This is a genomic window from Sphingobium estronivorans (assembly GCF_008692605.1).
GTDB classification, from domain to species: domain Bacteria; phylum Pseudomonadota; class Alphaproteobacteria; order Sphingomonadales; family Sphingomonadaceae; genus Sphingobium; species Sphingobium estronivorans.
In genome coordinates this window covers 1-16,273 of sequence record NZ_LFCT01000018.1, presented here as the reverse complement: position 1 = coordinate 16,273, position 16,273 = coordinate 1, and the positions used below count along the sequence as shown (strand labels likewise).

The window sequence follows — 16,273 nt, the reverse complement described above, 5'->3', positions numbered from 1 at the left end:
ATGCTGCCTATTTCGCACCGAAGCGACGGGACTGTCAACCCATTAAACAACAATATTGTAGCGCAATTCTGAACTAACAATTGGAATTGGCGACTGCGGTTGCATCGGATCTCGGATGCGGATCGACGCGCCCGATCCGCACGGTGGGGGCGATTCCATAACGACCTAACGTTATGGAAATACGGACAAATCCTTTGCTTCGACAGCCGCGCCGCGCGCCGCCTGCTGGACCTTGTTCAAGGAGATCGCGCAAAGAAATACCCGTCCGGTTTCCTTGCTCAGTGGCAAGGACCAGACGGGTATCGCTGGGTCGATATGACGTCCGCCACAAGGCGGCATCGAAACCTATGCCGCCGCGGGGACCTCCGGACTGGCGCTGATGATCACCTTCACCGTTTCCCCGGCTTGGAGCTGGACCGCAAACGCCTCGGCAGCCTCTTCCAGCGGGAAGCTGTGCGTCATCAGATGCCGCACTTTGATCGCGCCCGAAGCCAGCCTATCGATGGCGGGTGCGAAATCGCCTCCGAGCGATCCAACGATCCGAGGCATTTTGTGGACGATCTTAGTAGTATCGATTTCGGCGGCATGTTCGGGCAGGCCCACAATGCAGATCGTGCCGCCCGGACGCACCATCTCCAGCGATTGCTGGATAGTGAGAGGGATGCCCGCCGCCTCGAATACCACATCGGCATTGCCACCTTCATTATAGTGGTAAGGCGCAATGCCGAACTTCTGCTTCACCCATTCGGTGGCATCGCCGGTTCGCGCGTCGAAGACATCGTTCGCACCGCTCTGACGCGCGATTTCGAGGCGGGCGGGACTGACGTCCACCGCGATCGCCTCCGCCGCTCCGGCAGCCTTCGCGGCCTGCAGACAGGCGTTACCGATCATCCCGACACCGAGAACGACCACCTTGTCGCCGGGCTGGACATTGGCCTGAACCGCAGCGGCCACACCCACCGAAACGGGCTCGATCATCGCCGCTGAGACATCGTCGATCGTATCGGGCAGCTTGTGCACATTGCTGCCGAGCAGCGCATTTTCGATCTTCACATATTCGGCAAAGGCGCCCGGAAGGCCATAGCCGGTCGAGCCGGTGAACAGTTTCGCGCACAATATGTATTGCCCACGCTTGCAGGCGTCGCACTCGCCGCAAATGCTCGCGGAAAAGCCGGTCACCCGGTCGCCGATGGCGATCCCGTCCACCTTGTCGCCAACCATGGCGATATGACCCATGAATTCATGACCCATCACCTGGCCCGGCTTGACATACATACCCGTTTTGAAACTGTGGACGTCCGATCCGCATATGCCGCAATTCACGACACGGATGAGCACATCCGACTCGCCGATCTTAGGCATCGGGACGTCCTTGACCGCGATCTTTCCGGGACCTTCCAGCACAGCGGCCCGCATCGTCTCGTTCATGTCCGAATCCTCTCTCATGCGCCATATTCCACCCATCGGGCCACAACCGCGCAGCAGGGGGATAGCACTCTGTCCTACAGAAAGGAACGACAATTATTGATGTGGCCACGATTTAACGGACGGGGCTACGGGTCATTCCCCGCAATGACGAATGGGATTTGGACCGGGAGAGCCGTTCCTTCGACGCAGCCCGTGACGTGAGGGGCGACCTGAAGATCGCCCTAAATCATGCCGGGTGGTCGGGCGTCGCTATTGTTACGGAAGCAAGCCCGGTGTGCTTGATCGAAAAAGGGGCCGGAACCTTCGCCCCGCGCACTGGATGAAAACGGATCGACCGGCGGGCAACCGCCGAGGCATCTTATGTGCGTCGAGCGAACGCCTGATCCGGGAGGCGCCCGATACGTTGATGCATGCTCCTCATATGGTTGCGCATGGCACGCTGGGCACGCATCGCATCGCCCGCCAGCACCGCATCGGTGATCGACGCATATTCATCGACGCGATCCCGCCGGTCTTCCAGGCTGAAATAGGATTCCAGCTGAAGCCTGAGCAAGTGAACCCGCATCATCGGCATGACGGACTGGAGCTGCGAGTTCCCGCCAATTCGGATGAGCGTATCGTAGAAATGGCTGCGCTGCTCGTTGAAGGCAAGATTTTCGAGCGCAGGGTCCTTGAAGCGTTCGAGCCATTCGAATGCTTCGCGCACAAGCTCTGCATTATGGTCGCGCGCCACGGCATTGGCCGCAAGGCGCGCGATTAGCGCCGTCAACACCTCAAGGATCTCCAGAATATCAAGAGCCTCCTGTCGCGTCAGCGAACGGATATAGGCGCCGCGATGCCGGGTAAGCTCAACGACACCCTCGGCATCCAGCCGCTTGAGCGCCTCCCGAACCGGACCGCGGCTGATGCCCAGGCTTTGCGTCAAATCCGCCTCGATCAGCTTCTGCCCGGGGACATAGCGGCCAACCAAAATGCCCCGATGTATTGTGTCGATAACCCGATCGGGCGAGCTCCCCGCCGTATCACCATTCAAACTGACCGGCACAACGTCGCTCGCGCCCCCTGCGGCGGTTTTCATTTCTCTTTTCTTCCGTTGCATCGCCATTACTTCTTCCATCGGCCCTAGCAGCTTGCGCGGTTCTCCTGTCGTGTCGCGCAATTCACGGCGACGCGCAAGCACGCTCACCTGCGGCGAGTGTACAATATAGTGCCACATGCTCATCGGACAATTGGAAATGGGGGCGCGGAAATTCACGGAAAATCATCCGTATTCTGCGTTTGTTCCATGGATGGAGAATGGCCGCATGACCATGGACACGCACCGCAACGGCAGGGACAGCCTCACGCGACAGCCGGTATCGAACCCGAATCGCAGGAACGGCCGGACTCGGCTGGTGAGCGGCAGCACGCCTCGTAGGGTGTCGCTCACCAGCCCGGAAAAGTCCCGGCTATACCCGCCCTCTACAACGGCCTATCGATGGGAAAGGCCATCCCGATCAGTCCGGAAGCAGGAACAGGCCGTTCGATCGGAAGAAGCCTTCCTTCACGGCTTCATCTCTGCCCTTCAGCTTTTCCAGGAAGATCTTGTCGGACTCGACCCCGCCCTCCACATGAGGATAGTCGGTCGCATAGGCGTAGACCTGCGCCAGCTCCGGATAGCGATCGATATAATAGTCCACCGGCTCGAAGTAGAAGGGCGTCGCGCGAACGTTGCGTGCGATATAGCCGGATGGCGGCATGGACAGATCCGCCAGCCGCTTGACGAACTGGCCGGCAAGATTGTCCATCCGTTCCGCAAGCGGGCCGACCCAGTGAGCGGCGCATTCGATGATACCCACGCGCAGTCGGGGGAAACGCTCGAATACCCCGCCCAGGACCATGCAGACCAGATAGTTTTCCATGCAAAAGTGGAGCGTAGACGTGTGATATGGCGTCACCTGAAATTCCGCCGAGGAGACGCGCGATGGATAGAAGGCCGGCACATTGTTCGGCCATTTGAGCGAGCTCATGAACGCGAATTCGGTACCCAGATGCAGGGTGAGCGGGATGTCGTTCTTCTCAAGCAGTTCCCAGAACGGGTCCATGGCCGGATCGGCGGGCGAAGTGCCCGCGGGTGGCGAGCCGGCCGGCAGCATGATGCCCCTGATGCCCGCCGCCAGCAATTCTTCCGTCTGCTTCATGATCTCGGGAATGGAATCGGGCAGAACCATCCCGACGGGCCGGGTCTTCGACTGGGTGGCTTTGGTGATGCGCGCCGCCCATTTGTTGTGTGCGTCGCATGCCTCCTTGCCGAGGCGCTTGTGATCCACGCCCTCAGGATCGTAGATCAGATATTCGTGCGGATTGGGCAGATAATAGAGGATCAGGCCGATCAGGCCGAAGGTCGGGAACACCAGCTGCCGCTCGATACCCATCGCCTCCATGACTTCAGGACGCCTGCTGAGGTCGATCGCACTGGGCGCTCCCGGGCCCTTGACGTTCCACACCGTGTCATGGTTGATGGGCGTGACATCACCGGAGATGTCTGGCCTCAGCATCGAATTGCCCGCTCGCAACTCACCAGACGCCTTCATGTCGAGCTTGCCGAGAAAGTCTCCGACATCCCCGAACTCCTCGCCCCAGAAATGGAACGGCACCATCTCATGACTGTCCACGTCGACCTTATTTCTAAGGTACGAAGCCTGCTCCCCTTTCTCGGGATGCCCGGGGGTTTCTCCAATGATATTCATTACGAATCTCCTCGGCGGCGGATTACCACCTCAATTCAAACCAGACTCGGCCGGGCGCGACGCATCATCGGCTGCCTTCTCGAGCGCTCCCGCCACAAGAACACCGGTCGGGAGCGTCTGGAATGGGTGAGAAACGCATATGCCGATGTCGGCCGCGCATTGGCAACCCGGAAAGCGCCCCAATGCCGCGTCATGGCCTGGGAGCTGCTGTCAGACAAAGGGAGCCCATATCCGTAGAAATCTTTCTTCAGAATTTCGACCGAACGATCCATAAATTGAATTATACCATGCCACCACTAACCTTCGCTCCTTATCTTTTCTCGTCCTTTCATAAATCCACGATCGCTCTCCAGGAAAGCCGCCAACATTGCCGGAACCAAATCTGTAATCGGCTCTTCCCTCCCATATGTCTGACTATACAAGAGAGCATAGTCCACGAGCGCACTATGCAGATCGGGCATGACCGAAATTGTCAGCTTCACTGGCGTTCGATCCGGAATCCTCGGCAGTTTCAATTCGGACATCCTCTAACTCCTATCCTTTCCAAGGGGGCAACACGAGATCTCGGTGGATCAGCAGCCGCACAGGCGCGCCCGGTCGCACCGTGATCGTAGGCTGAACCTGTAGATTGCGCGCCGTGATCTGATCGCCAGCCCGAGCGACATTCTGTTGCGTCGCCTCGCGGATCACCTGGACAAGATCGCTCTTGTCCGAGAAGGAAAGGTTCGCTCCAACACCCAGCAGGGTCGAGACTGCTACGCCCTGCAACAGCCGCCATGTATGGAAATCCACCTTGTCGGAAAGGCCGGCATATCCAGATGGATCGGTCGCCGGCGCATTGTCGATCCGGATCGAACTTCCGTCCGGCATGATGATGCGCTGCCAAACCACGAGAGCGCGGCTTTGCCCATAGGCAATGACGCTATCATATTGTCCGATCAGCCGCGCTCCTTGCGGGATCAGCAAAGCTCGACCGGTCGCGCTGTCATAGACCCGTTCGGTGACCTGCGCGGTCACCAATCCCGGCAAGTCGGAACGGAGTCCAGTAATGAGGCTTGCGGAGATAACGCTACCTGCTGAAAGGATGTTGGGCGACGCTGGAGGCACCAATGCGTGCGAGTTCACGTCACTGGTGTCGCCCTTTGCCGTCACGAAACGCGCCTTGCTCACTTGCCTGTTCGGATCGCGCTCGGGATCGATGTCGGGAACCGATGAGGCCGAAGCCGGGGCAGCGCCATCGGCCTGACCGAGCGTCGCCTCTGCATAACCTGCCGTACCCACCTTGCCACCCTCAACAGCCAGCAGTGTCGAATGTCGAGCGGCGCGTAAATCGGCCGCAGCTCTCTCCTGCGCAGCGGCGGCATTGCGCAACGCAATTCCGCCATAAATCGCCCCGTGCGCATGCATTGAGTTCTGTGTGACCATCCCGTCATCGCCCGGAACGGTGCGCAACGGTTCGGAATCGCTGACGGTGAGCGGGTCCTTCACCAATCGCTGTTCCGCCGCCTGCGCGCCTTCTACAGTCAGAAGCACATCGTTCGTGTGCGGCATGATAGGCGATCCTTGCTTCTACCTGAAGGCGCCTTCGAGATCCTGATCTGGCTGGCACAGCCTTCGCCCCGGCATCCGGACAACATCCGATACTGGCCACTGTTCCGACAATCCGCAACGCTGCATATTGGGCGAATAGCCCGGGTGATTAGCGGGGGCGAACGCCTGCGACCGCTTGCTTTCCTTCGCGGATCAACACGTCTATGATCTTTGCGTAGGCGCGGGCTCGCTCCTCATGCAGGTTCCTTTGACGGGGGCAACTGGCTAAAAGCGCTTCTTTCAACGCCATCACCCTGCCGCGTTCCAACAAACGGGATCTTTGCATCCCTTATTACCGAGAACCCGAGGGCGGCAACTGCCGTGCAATATGGGAGGGAGATCGTCTTACCGCGCCAAGGATCAGCTTGTGCTTCATGAGGATGCGCAATGACTCGGCATCGCGAGGGTCCAGCAGCACGACTCTTGACCCGCCTGATAAAAGGGCTTCCACGGTAGAAACCCGGAACGAATGTTTTCTGCACAGATCCTCGACGGCGGTCGGGGTCTGATCGATATGGACAGCCCGGCTCACGCCTGATGTCCCCATGGTCCGAAAGAGAATAGCTTCGAAGCGCGCGCAGCGGCTTGCGAAAGCAGCAGATCTTCCTGCTTACGTTTCAAACGAGCGTTAAGGTCTTCCATGATCTGCTCCTCGACTTGGCAAGCGGGAGCGCGATGGTCTCTCAGTCGCGGCGGATGCCTGCATCAGTTTCCGCGCAATATGGACCGCATAGCTGACTTCCGGTTGGGTGTCGCCTATAAATTTTCGACCGCATCGTCGGGCTTATGAGGATCGCAAGTCATTTTCATTCATGACATTATAATTTCCAACCATCTTGTTTATATTATGCTTCAGATGGAATTGCCTTAATTGAAGATCGCAAGTCCGGGATTGTAGGACTTATGGAGTGCCCAGCCGGTGTCCAGTAGAACAGTGTTGTTTGCTGAATGTTGGCCCTTTGGTGAACATAAGAAAAACCCCGCGTCGTGTCGGCAACGCGGGGCCCTCCGCGAGCAAGGGTGCTCAGGCTCTCATCATAGGGCTGCTACCAGGTAGGGCGATGGCGCATTGTGAGTAGAGTATCAAAAGTCGGTCTACCATGATGGTTTTCGATTCTGAGTTTGTTCAATCTTTCAGCTTTTCAAAGTGACCAGGTTCACTCCTCCAGGCTTTTGTGAAGGATTGGAGGCATTCTGCTTTTTCGATTTTTCTGCCTTGGGCTTGCGCACTTCGCGGTTAGATCTTTTCTGACTTTTAGCCATTTTGAATATTCCTTCAAATGAATGCGCTGTGATTTTGTGACCCTACATGAATCGTGTGCTATACGGCGCGTGCATCAATCCGGATTGGCCGAAGCCGCTGGGGCTGAGATCAGCTCCGTCCAAATCCGAACCAGAGAGATTCGGCGTCCTCCAGTGCCTCGAACATATCTGCTTCCGCGTGCATCCGATTGAGATGACCGCGAACCGTGTCGGGGTCTCCTGAGCGAAGAAATGTGCGATCGGCCGCCGCTGCCCGCGCAAGATCTCCAATCCATCCCGGCCGGCTGTGCTGACATATCAACCAGCTACCAAATTGCTCGACCTGAACCTTCATGCTCTGATCCATCACAATTTTTGCTGGGGATCGAAATCAACCTCGCCCGACTTGTCGCTGATGAGCATCTGCTCCTCTTCCTCTCGCCTAAATTCCAGAGCGATCGCTGCGTCTTCAGCGCTGAGCACGCCCTGCTTTCCTGCTTCGCGCACCTCAGCCTCCCTGGCCTGAATGTCCCATGCCTTGGCCGCCGCGAGCGCGATCCTCCGCACCTTCTCAAGGTCAGAGGCGGCAGCCACCTGCCGATGATGAGCTGCCTGTTGCCTGCACATAGCTGAGCTGTTGCGCATGGCTGGTCTAGCGACGGCGGGGGGAGGGCGTGTTACGGACCCACAAAGGCACCCAACGCCAATCTGTTGGCGGGGGACCATCGGAGCGCCCGGACGGCTCAGCTGGCTGTTCAACTCGACCGGGCTCGTCCCGGGCCGCGACCCTATCTCGCTGCAACGCGGCCTCAAGTTCCCCAGGATCGATCTGGTGATGTTCGATGGTCGCGCCTGTTCGGATACGTATGGTCGTCGCAAGCCGACGGAAGCCTGCATGGGCTTGACCTTCCAGAGCTTCTTCGTCCGTTTCGACCACATAGGTGCCCGCAGACAGAGGCTCCTCGAAACCCGACAGGCGGAAGGGGGCCGAAAATGTCACAGGTCTCCGCCTCGAGCGAATGCTCATGACGGCTTCGCCCCGGTGGGGCGGATTCGGGTCAGATCGTCAGGCATAAGCTGCTCCCGGTTGCAGGCGGGAGCACGACGGTCTCTCTGTCACAACATGCCTGCGGCATGATCGGGGTGATGAAGGATTGTAACACGAAACGCCCGAGCACACGCATCAATTCGTCAGCCATGGTGAACGGTGAGCATGGGCTTGAGAGGTCCCTCAAAATCCTCCGCCGGAAGCTCTGATCTGCGGGCGGTCGCTGTCGGCGACCCACTCTGCAACCGCCGCTTCGGTCGTGATCAGCAACCCGGCGATGGAGGCCGCATCCTGCAAGGCGGTGCGGACAACCTTGGTAGGATCGATGACGCCGGACTGGAAAAGGTTTTCATATTGCTCGCTCTGCGCGTTGAACCCCAGATTTTCGTCCCGCTCGTCCAACAAACGACCGGCAACCACGCCGCCATCATATCCCGCATTCTCCGCGATTTGGCGGAGTGGCGCCTGAAGCGCTCGGCGGATGATCTCGATGCCCCGCCGCTGGTCGGCCTTGACCGGATCAAGGCCGTCCAATGCCTTCGAAGCATAAAGAAGGGCGGTGCCGCCGCCAGGTAAAATGCCTTCCTCCACCGCCGCCCGGGTCGCATGCAGAGCGTCCTCCACCCGATCCTTGCGTTCCTTGACCTCAAGCTCCGAAGATCCGCCGACCTTGATGACGGCGACGCCGCCGGATAGCTTGGCAAGACGTTCCTGGAGCTTCTCGCGATCATAGTCGCTGCTGCTGGTCTCAATCTGCGCCTGGAGCGCGGCGACGCGCGCCTTGATGGCTTCCGCGCTGCCGGCACCGTCGACAATCGTGCTAGTATCCTTCGTGATCGTCACGCGCTTGGCGGTGCCCAGCCTGTCCAGCGTAACATCCTCCAATTTGATGCCAAGATCCTCCGTCACAACGTCGCTTGCCGTCAATATGGCGATGTCCTCCAGCATCGCCTTGCGCCGATCGCCAAAGCCCGGCGCCTTGACCGCAGCGACCTTCAGCCCGCCGCGCAGCTTGTTGACGACCAGCGTCGATAGCGCATCCCCTTCCACATCCTCGGCGATGATGAGCAGCGAACGGTGCGCTTTGGCGACCGCTTCCAATAAGGGTAGCATGGCCTGCACATTGCCCATCTTCTTCTCGTGGATCAGGATGACCGGGTCCTCCAATTCCACCGTCATTTTCTCGCTGTCGGTGACGAAATAGGGCGACAGATAGCCGCGATCGAACTGCATGCCCTCGACCACCTCCAGTTCGAACTCGACGCTCGCTCCCTCCTCGATGGTGATGACGCCTTCCTTGCCGACCTTCTCCATCGCCTCGGCGATCCGGTTGCCCACCACCTCGTCGCCATTGGCCGAAACGATGCCGACCTGGGCGATCTCCTGATTGTTCGATACCGACTTGGACCGCGCCTTGAGTTCGGCGACGATGGCGGCGACGGCCAGGTCGATGCCGCGTTTGAGGTCCATCGGATCGATGCCCGCCGATACCGACTTCATCCCTTCCCGAACGATCGCCTGCGCAAGGACGGTCGCCGTCGTGGTGCCGTCTCCGGCATGGTCATGCGCTCTGGACGCCACGGCACGGATCATCTGCGCGCCCATATTCTCGAACTTGTCCTTGAATTCCATTTCCTTTGCGACCGTGACCCCGTCCTTGGTGATACGGGGCGCCCCAAAGCTCCTGCCAATGAGGACGTTGCGTCCCTTGGGGCCCAGCGTCACGCGGACGGCATTGGCGAGGATATCAACACCGCGCGCGATCCCTTCGCGGGCCTCGTGCGCGAATTTCAGGTCCTTGGCAGTCATGATTTGGGTCCGACTTTCCTGGCGCTGGTCCGCGACGGAATGTCGCTTTCACAAGCGGAAGCCAGCGCTGCCAAATTGCGAACTGGCAGGCCTGAAGGCGGACCGCCGATGAACCTGATATGCGCCCTGCGGCAGCCAAAGACAAGCTGGACGCAATATGTCGGTGTCGATCAGCGATCCCTTAAAACGGGTGAATCCATCACAAGCCATGAGCAAAAATGTCGTGTCGCAGGTGGAATGTCAGGTGAGGATATTTTTCTCTCGAATTTTCGGGGACACGGCAATGTTGTATGATTGTCGATTAAGCCTATATGGAAGTCATCAAGTGCATAGCAATGTAGGCGCTCTTGACTGAGAGACCATCGCGCTCCCGCTTACCAAGGGAGTTACACATGGATCTCAATCAGCTTTATTTCGAGCATCAGATTTTGCTCATGAACGCCGCCGACGCGATCAGTGAGCCGGCACGCCGCAAGCATCTGTCCGCAGCGGGCATTGTCGGCGGTCAGATCTTCGACTTGCTTTCCTCGAAAAACGCAGGTGCGTCGGTGGGTTGGCTGCCGTGGATCGATCAGCCTCGCCTAGCCGCGCACTTGGTTGGGTCGGCATGACCGTGGACGCGATCACACCGGCTCGCCCGCGAAGGCGAGCGTTCATTAGCCGCGATCTGCGGATTTCTGCTGACCAGGCGAGGCGGCAGGGGTTGATCACCCATCTTGCATTCGTCCTTCTGGGGCAGGAGGAAGCAATCCGCTTTCTAAACACCCACAATGCCTCGTTGGGCGCCCGGCCCCTCGATTTGGCGATCGCCGATCCAGAGGGGTATTCAAGGGTGGAAAATGCGGTCCAGCTGCTTGCCCGACCCGCAGCCGGCGGTCGGCAGTAATCTTGCTCGCCACCCATGCTCACCAGGATTGGACAGAAGATGACAGATGTCCCGGCAGACGAAACGGAACTCATGGCTCGTTATGGCATCATAAAGGTACCGGCATATCGCTACCATTATCGTGACTGGCGATATTCGACCTTGGACGATGCGCTTGCTCAAGCCAGGCGCGATGAGGCGGCGCGCTCGAAGTGAGCAGCGGGCTGCGGCATCCGATCATGCCGCGGGTGCGATCACAATAATGAAATTGACGAGAACTCAGGACGGAGTTCCCGGCAGATGAAAAAGCGGTCGCTCGATCGGTTTGGGTCCTCGTTTTGCATTTCCGTCGTTTTGTGCTATCAACGCTTCGCTGAACGTCGCGCTTCGACGGATATCGGGCCGCTTCGGCTCTCCCTTGTCCCACATTTGCCTCTTGAAGCCGGGATGCCCGCATTGTCGCTGGCGCCCATGAAACTTGGACAAGGAGCTCCAATATGATCATCGGAACAGTCAAATTCTTCAATGCCGACAAAGGCTATGGCTTCATCGCGCCGGAAAGCGGCGGCGGCGACGCCTTCGTGCACATAAGCGCGGTTGAACGCGCGGGCATGCGCACGCTCGAGAAGGAACAGCGCGTGTCCTACACGCTGGAAACGGATCAGCGCGGCAAGGCATCGGCAACCAACCTTCAGCCGGCCTGAAGGAGGTCGGGCGGCTTCGGCCGCCCCCTCGAGCGAATTTGAAACAGGATTTTCCTCTTAATGAAAAGATATAAGGAACCGCATTTCCAGGAGCGCATAGCCGCTGCGGTGAGCGCCCGGACAGAGGTTCTCGAGCGACTGCGGACGAAAGTGCCCGTAGTTCGGGCCGTTACCCCCGACCAAGCAGAACGCCGTCTGGCAAAGGAAGCTGCGGCGCGGCAAAAGCGCCAGGCGGCCCTGCTCGTGGCGAAAGAGCAAAAAGCCGCCAAACGTGCGCAGGCCAATGAAATGGCCGCGGCGAAGGCGGCCAAGCAAAAGCCCGAACTCAGTGAGGCTGAACGCAAGTCAGCCCGCGATGCGCGATATCTCGCCCGCAAGAACCGGCTATCGTCTTGAACGAGATGCTGCAAAGCCTTTTGGCTGGTGCGGCATCCTTGCAGATACAACCCCATGTCCGTCGCCGCCATCGTTGCGAGCGCCTGATCAAAGGCCGCGCCGTGCAGCGAGGAACTGATATGAAAATGCGGCCCACGCCGCGAGGACCATCTATGAATATATTTTCCAAACCCGATAAACGCGCAACCCGCTCCTCCTCCTTGCGCAGGCTGGAGGCGCGCCTTCCTGCCCTCGGCCGCCCGACGACCCTGTCGAGCAGTGAATTGAAGCGCGTTGTCATAGCGATGGTGGGCTGACTTCATCCCCGGCAGAGTATTCGCCCTGCGATCATCCAAGTTACAGTGAGGAATCTCCATGAGCCGAGAAGCAATCCGTCCCTATCTAATCTCCAAAGATGATGATGGGAATTTCCGGCTCACAGTGCGCGAGACCCGCTACAATTCCCAGGGCTATCCGCTGGTCACATCGCATATGCAGGAGGAGACCTTCAAATCCGCGGCCGCGGTCCGTACCTTTGCGCGCAACGTGTTCAAGGCCGAACCTGGCCAATATGATCAGACGAAGTCGCGGTCGTAACGCGGAATGACCATGTTGGCACCACAGGATGACCGGACGGCAATCCCGGTAGAGCTGCTTGACACCGCACAACTTCCCGACGGAGGTGAATTGCTCCTGTGGCGTCGAGGAGACGATTATTCGATCCGGTTCGGCGAAGACGAGCTGATGGGCAATCAGGTTCGCCATTCGGAAGAAGCGCTGGCGACACTGGTATGCGAACGGCTGTCTAAAAGGGACGCCCGCATCCTCATCGGCGGGCTGGGCATGGGCTTCACGCTGGGGGCGGCGCTCTCCTCGCTTTCACCGGCTGCTGAGGTCGTCGTCGCCGAACTTGTGCCTGAGATCGTCAAATGGGCAAAGGGGCCGCTGGCGCATCTGTTTCAGGACCATCTCGTCGATTCCCGCCTGTCGCTTGAGATGGCCGATGTCCATGATGTGATCGTCAGGCAGGAGGCCGCATTCGACGCCATTCTTCTGGACGTCGATAATGGTCCTGACGGGATGATCCACCTTCCCAACGAACGGCTTTACTGCGACTGGGGATTGCGTTCGGCGCGTGACGCGCTGAGGGCCGGTGGCATTCTCGCCATATGGTCGGCCTACACGGATGATCACTTTGTCGATCGCCTGGAGAAAGCCGGTTTCGATGTGGAAGAGGTGAGCATCCCTGCGCTGGCCGGCGAGGAACATGTAATTCACACGATCTGGCTTGCATCCAAGGTGATTGAAGTCGGCGGCTAACGATGAGCCGGCGACATCCCGTGGCTAGTCCGCTCGGCGCCAGAATCGGGTGTCAGAACAGGAATGCTGAGCTTTCGTAGAAGGTTGGGCCTTGATGCCGGGTGGACTCCGGCGACTGCGCCACCTTCGTTTTCCCAATCATCGATCGCAGTCTCCAGTCGCCGTTCACGCTCCCGCGAAAGGGATGCCGCGCGACGTGTCCGTTCCCGTGCCGCGCCCAGGGCGAGCCCCTGACGCTCGACGTTGGCGTGCAAACCACGTTCTCGCAATGATGAAGAGGGAGAATATATTGAGATGGACATGTCGCTCTCCTTGCCAAACGGGAGCATAAGTCTCTCTCAGTCACAGCATGTTTGGAAATCAGAACTGGGATACAGCAGTATATCACATAGTGCATCAGGAACCTAACGGACTCGTCCTCCGGAGATGCAGGAGAAATGGGCCATTAAATCGTTCAACCGTCTGACTGTTCCGTAGAAAGGGGGAACATGTCGCTCTCCTCTTGTGCGGAAGTGTGATTGGCTCTCGCTCCCGGCGAGCAGTGCGATCGAGGCCGCGAATGCAGCGTGTTCAACACATGGACTCGGTTGCCTAACGGTCACATCGGTTCTTCGCGGCATATGAACGATAGATGCTGAGCGGCGTTATAGCCTTTATGGCTCTACCTCCGATCGAACAAGCCGCCAATGCCCTCGTCGCAGAGGTTCAAAGGCAATCCGCAACCCGTCTGGCGTTCTATGATCCTGAAGGCGACTTTCATTTGAGCGCTACAGAGCTGGTCCGATCCGTCGTCACCTCCTTGCGAGAACCCTCTCAGCAGATGATAGACGCGGCCATCTACGAGGAGAGTACCGACCCCCGTGCGACGGCAAAACATGTTTGGCAGGCCATGATCGACGTCATGCTGGCGGAAGACTGAAAGTCTATCCCCAAATGGTCGAACAGGGCGCGGCAGGTTCCTCGCGATGGGATTGGCAGCTCTGCCGAGTCTCCCGTTGCCGACCCGCCATTCTGGAATCGGCCAATTTGGGTGTGAAGTTCGAATAGCTGCCCTTCCGGACCTGGAGATCGAAAATTGGCCCCGGAACGGCAAAGAAGGGTCGACGGCGGCATTCCAAGACGAGCGGGTCGGAGCCAAGGCTGGGCGACCATTCGGGCCGTCGCAGGATAGCCAAGACGCCGATTTGAACCGAAGCAGGCCGATCTGCTCCGATCTGAACGGGTGACATGCCCTCGCTGTTCGCGAAATATCAGCTCCCGGATGCAGCGAATATGCCCCTTGCGCTGCGGGCCAGAAGAGGTGAACATGCGCAGGTGCAAGCATCCCAGGCAGTCACGCTCGGCCGATGAGGCCGTGCTTGATCTGACTGTCCTGGATGCGGCTCGCGATAAACGCCTTGTTGCCTTGGTTCGTTTGCTCGCGCGTCGTGCCGCGCGAAAGGCCTATCGCGAAATGTTGGAGGAGCGCAGCACGCCCCGCTCCTGACGCAGGAGGTCGCCTGGTGAAGGTCGCAGTTTATGCCCGCTATTCCTCGGATAACCAGAGGGACGCCTCGATTGAGGATCAATTCCGCGTTTGCCGCCTGCACGCCGAGAAGCAGGGCTGGCAGGTGGTCGAGGAATATAGCGATCACGCGATTTCAGGTGCCTCCCTCATCTTAAGGCCAGCTATCCAGAGATTGATCTCGGACGCTCATAGCGGCCGATTTCAGATCCTGATGGCCGAAGCCATGGATCGCCTTTCCCGCGATCAGGAAGACATTGCAGGACTGTTCAAGCGGATGGTCTATGCGGGGGTGAAGATCGTCACCCTGTCGGAGGGTGAACTCAACCATCTTCATGTCGGCCTGAAGGGGACGATGAACGCCCTGTTCCTGAAGGATCTAGCCGACAAGACACGCCGCGGTCTGCGGGGACGGGTCGAGCAGGGCAAATCGGGTGGCGGCAACGCCTTTGGCTATGATGTCTTGCGCAAGCTGGATGGCAATGGCGAACTGATCCGCGGTGAGCGAGCGATCAACGAGGTCGAAGCCGATATCATTCGACGTATATTCCGCGACTATGCCGCCGGTAAATCCGGCCAGCGGATCGCGGCCGAACTCAACAGGGAAGGGATAGCCGCGCCTACTGGCGGGGACTGGGGCTTCAGCACCATCACCGGCAATCCCAAGCGCGGAACCGGCATCCTCAACAATGAGATATATGTCGGCAAGCTGATCTGGAACCGACTCACCTATATCAAGAACCCCGACACAGGGAAAAGGCAGTCGCGGCTCAATCCTGAGTCCGAATGGATCACGCAGGATGTCCCTGAGCTGCGGATCGTCGATGACGCTCTCTGGCGGACGGTGAAAGATCGGCAGGATTCATTGCGCTTCAATGGGGTTGCGAAGCGGAACCTTGGAGACCAGCTTCATAAAACCAGGCGACAGCGCTCCCTTCTCGCCGGCTTGGTCAAATGTGGGCACTGCGGCGCGCGGTACACGATGATCTCAGCCACGCTGCTCGGATGTGCGACCGCGCGCAACAAGGGGACGTGCAACAACCGAACGAACATCCGACGAGACCGCCTGGAAGAACGAGTTCTCCACGCATTGCGCCATCACCTGATGGATCCATCGTCGTTCAAGGAATTTTGCGACGAGTTCACGCGCGAGATGAACCGCCTGCGCATGGAAGGGCAATCCTCGATCGAGGCTGCCAAGGCGGAGATCAAGAAGATCGATCGGGATCTCGACATGCTGGTGAACCTTATCCTCAAAGGCGGCGCTGCCGACAAGATCAATGCCAGGATGGTGGTCATGGAAGGCCGCAAGAAGGAGTTAGAACAGACGCTGGCCATCGCCGACGAGCCGCCCCCGCTGCTGCATCCGAACATGGCCTATCACTATCGCGCGCAGCTCGATGACCTTTATGTAGCGTTACGGGAAGATTGCGAGGCTAACCGGCTGGAGGCTGCGGAAGTCATTCGCTCGCTGATCGAGGCCATCATATTGACCCCGGAGGAGGGTGAGTTGAAAATCGACGTCCGCGGTGATCTGGCCGGCATATTGTCGATTGCGGTGGAACGCAAAAAACCCACCTCTGGGGCGGGCTTCAACCGGTCGGCGAAGTCTGGACGACAATCGCAATTATTGATGGTTGCGGGGGCAGGATTTGAACC

16 protein-coding genes are annotated in these 16,273 nt (G+C 58.8%); 8 read left to right on the top strand and 8 right to left on the bottom strand.

Going from position 1 to position 16,273, the window contains the following annotated elements:
- Positions 1-345: 345 nt before the first annotated feature.
- From F7P65_RS13290 to groL, 8 genes are all read right to left on the bottom strand, one after another.
- Positions 346-1,428: a zinc-dependent alcohol dehydrogenase gene (locus F7P65_RS13290; protein WP_150292463.1), complete on the bottom strand. Its 1,083-nt coding sequence runs from the start codon at positions 1,426-1,428 to the stop codon at positions 346-348.
- 358 nt (positions 1,429-1,786) lie between these two features.
- Complete coding sequence (locus tag F7P65_RS13285; protein ID WP_162854610.1) at positions 1,787-2,683, bottom strand: GntR family transcriptional regulator; 897 nt, start codon at positions 2,681-2,683, stop codon at positions 1,787-1,789.
- 241 nt (positions 2,684-2,924) lie between these two features.
- Positions 2,925-4,157 carry an amidohydrolase family protein gene (locus F7P65_RS13280; protein WP_150292459.1) on the bottom strand — a complete coding sequence of 411 codons (1,233 nt, stop codon included), beginning with the start codon at positions 4,155-4,157 and terminating at the stop codon, positions 2,925-2,927.
- 296 nt (positions 4,158-4,453) lie between these two features.
- Positions 4,454-4,681, bottom strand: coding sequence for a DUF2274 domain-containing protein (locus F7P65_RS13275; protein ID WP_150292457.1), 228 nt, complete (start codon positions 4,679-4,681; stop codon positions 4,454-4,456).
- A 10-nt stretch (positions 4,682-4,691) separates the two neighbouring features.
- Positions 4,692-5,708: a TraB/TrbI/VirB10 family type IV secretion system protein gene (locus F7P65_RS13270; RefSeq protein ID WP_150292456.1), complete on the bottom strand. Its 1,017-nt coding sequence runs from the start codon at positions 5,706-5,708 to the stop codon at positions 4,692-4,694.
- Positions 5,709-6,881: 1,173 nt separating this feature from the next.
- Entirely contained in the window at positions 6,882-7,010 is a 129-nt protein-coding gene (locus tag F7P65_RS22505) for a hypothetical protein (RefSeq protein ID WP_275897560.1), read from the bottom strand.
- A gap of 345 nt (positions 7,011-7,355) precedes the next feature.
- Positions 7,356-7,634 (bottom strand): hypothetical protein, encoded by a 279-nt coding sequence (locus F7P65_RS13255; protein ID WP_205452058.1) that lies wholly within the window; start codon positions 7,632-7,634, stop codon positions 7,356-7,358.
- A gap of 586 nt (positions 7,635-8,220) precedes the next feature.
- Positions 8,221-9,846 (bottom strand): chaperonin GroEL, encoded by a 1,626-nt coding sequence (gene groL, locus F7P65_RS13250; RefSeq protein WP_150292450.1) that lies wholly within the window; start codon positions 9,844-9,846, stop codon positions 8,221-8,223.
- 392 nt (positions 9,847-10,238) lie between these two features.
- On the opposite strand from groL, the gene F7P65_RS13240 reads away from it, so the two are divergent.
- The 8 genes from F7P65_RS13240 to F7P65_RS13205 form a co-directional block, all read left to right on the top strand.
- A complete protein-coding gene (locus tag F7P65_RS13240; RefSeq protein ID WP_100238915.1) occupies positions 10,239-10,457 on the top strand; it encodes a hypothetical protein in 219 nt (72 codons plus the stop codon).
- A 751-nt stretch (positions 10,458-11,208) separates the two neighbouring features.
- Positions 11,209-11,415, top strand: a complete 207-nt coding sequence (locus tag F7P65_RS13235; protein WP_150292446.1) for a cold-shock protein — start codon at positions 11,209-11,211, stop codon at positions 11,413-11,415.
- Positions 11,416-11,475: 60 nt separating this feature from the next.
- A complete protein-coding gene (locus F7P65_RS13230; RefSeq protein ID WP_150292444.1) occupies positions 11,476-11,811 on the top strand; it encodes a DUF6481 family protein in 336 nt (111 codons plus the stop codon).
- On the top strand, positions 11,808-12,107 hold the full coding sequence (locus F7P65_RS13225) for a hypothetical protein (protein ID WP_150292442.1): 300 nt from the start codon (positions 11,808-11,810) through the stop codon (positions 12,105-12,107). Before F7P65_RS13230 ends, F7P65_RS13225 begins: the two co-directional genes overlap by 4 nt.
- Positions 12,108-12,165: 58 nt before the next feature.
- Positions 12,166-12,387 (top strand): hypothetical protein, encoded by a 222-nt coding sequence (locus F7P65_RS13220; protein ID WP_150292440.1) that lies wholly within the window; start codon positions 12,166-12,168, stop codon positions 12,385-12,387.
- Between the two features lie 12 nt (positions 12,388-12,399).
- A complete protein-coding gene (locus F7P65_RS13215) occupies positions 12,400-13,110 on the top strand; it encodes a polyamine aminopropyltransferase (protein ID WP_150292654.1) in 711 nt (236 codons plus the stop codon).
- Positions 13,111-13,741: 631 nt separating this feature from the next.
- Positions 13,742-14,029, top strand: coding sequence for a hypothetical protein (locus F7P65_RS13210; protein ID WP_150292438.1), 288 nt, complete (start codon positions 13,742-13,744; stop codon positions 14,027-14,029).
- A 457-nt stretch (positions 14,030-14,486) separates the two neighbouring features.
- Positions 14,487-16,273 (top strand): recombinase family protein (locus F7P65_RS13205; RefSeq protein WP_240334289.1); only part of this gene is annotated, 1,787 nt, incomplete at its 3' end.

Coding starts and splice junctions, on each gene's coding strand:
- F7P65_RS13290 (WP_150292463.1), bottom strand. CDS start 1,428: ATGAACGAGACGATGCGGGCCGCTGTGCTGGAAGGTCCCGGAAAGATC.
- F7P65_RS13280 (WP_150292459.1), bottom strand. CDS start 4,157: ATGAATATCATTGGAGAAACCCCCGGGCATCCCGAGAAAGGGGAGCAG.
- F7P65_RS13275 (WP_150292457.1), bottom strand. CDS start 4,681: ATGTCCGAATTGAAACTGCCGAGGATTCCGGATCGAACGCCAGTGAAG.
- F7P65_RS13270 (WP_150292456.1), bottom strand. CDS start 5,708: ATGCCGCACACGAACGATGTGCTTCTGACTGTAGAAGGCGCGCAGGCG.
- F7P65_RS22505 (WP_275897560.1), bottom strand. CDS start 7,010: ATGGCTAAAAGTCAGAAAAGATCTAACCGCGAAGTGCGCAAGCCCAAG.
- F7P65_RS13255 (WP_205452058.1), bottom strand. CDS start 7,634: ATGCGCAACAGCTCAGCTATGTGCAGGCAACAGGCAGCTCATCATCGG.
- groL (WP_150292450.1), bottom strand. CDS start 9,846: ATGACTGCCAAGGACCTGAAATTCGCGCACGAGGCCCGCGAAGGGATC.
- F7P65_RS13240 (WP_100238915.1), top strand. CDS start 10,239: ATGGATCTCAATCAGCTTTATTTCGAGCATCAGATTTTGCTCATGAAC.
- F7P65_RS13235 (WP_150292446.1), top strand. CDS start 11,209: ATGATCATCGGAACAGTCAAATTCTTCAATGCCGACAAAGGCTATGGC.
- F7P65_RS13230 (WP_150292444.1), top strand. CDS start 11,476: ATGAAAAGATATAAGGAACCGCATTTCCAGGAGCGCATAGCCGCTGCG.
- F7P65_RS13220 (WP_150292440.1), top strand. CDS start 12,166: ATGAGCCGAGAAGCAATCCGTCCCTATCTAATCTCCAAAGATGATGAT.
- F7P65_RS13215 (WP_150292654.1), top strand. CDS start 12,400: ATGTTGGCACCACAGGATGACCGGACGGCAATCCCGGTAGAGCTGCTT.
- F7P65_RS13210 (WP_150292438.1), top strand. CDS start 13,742: ATGCTGAGCGGCGTTATAGCCTTTATGGCTCTACCTCCGATCGAACAA.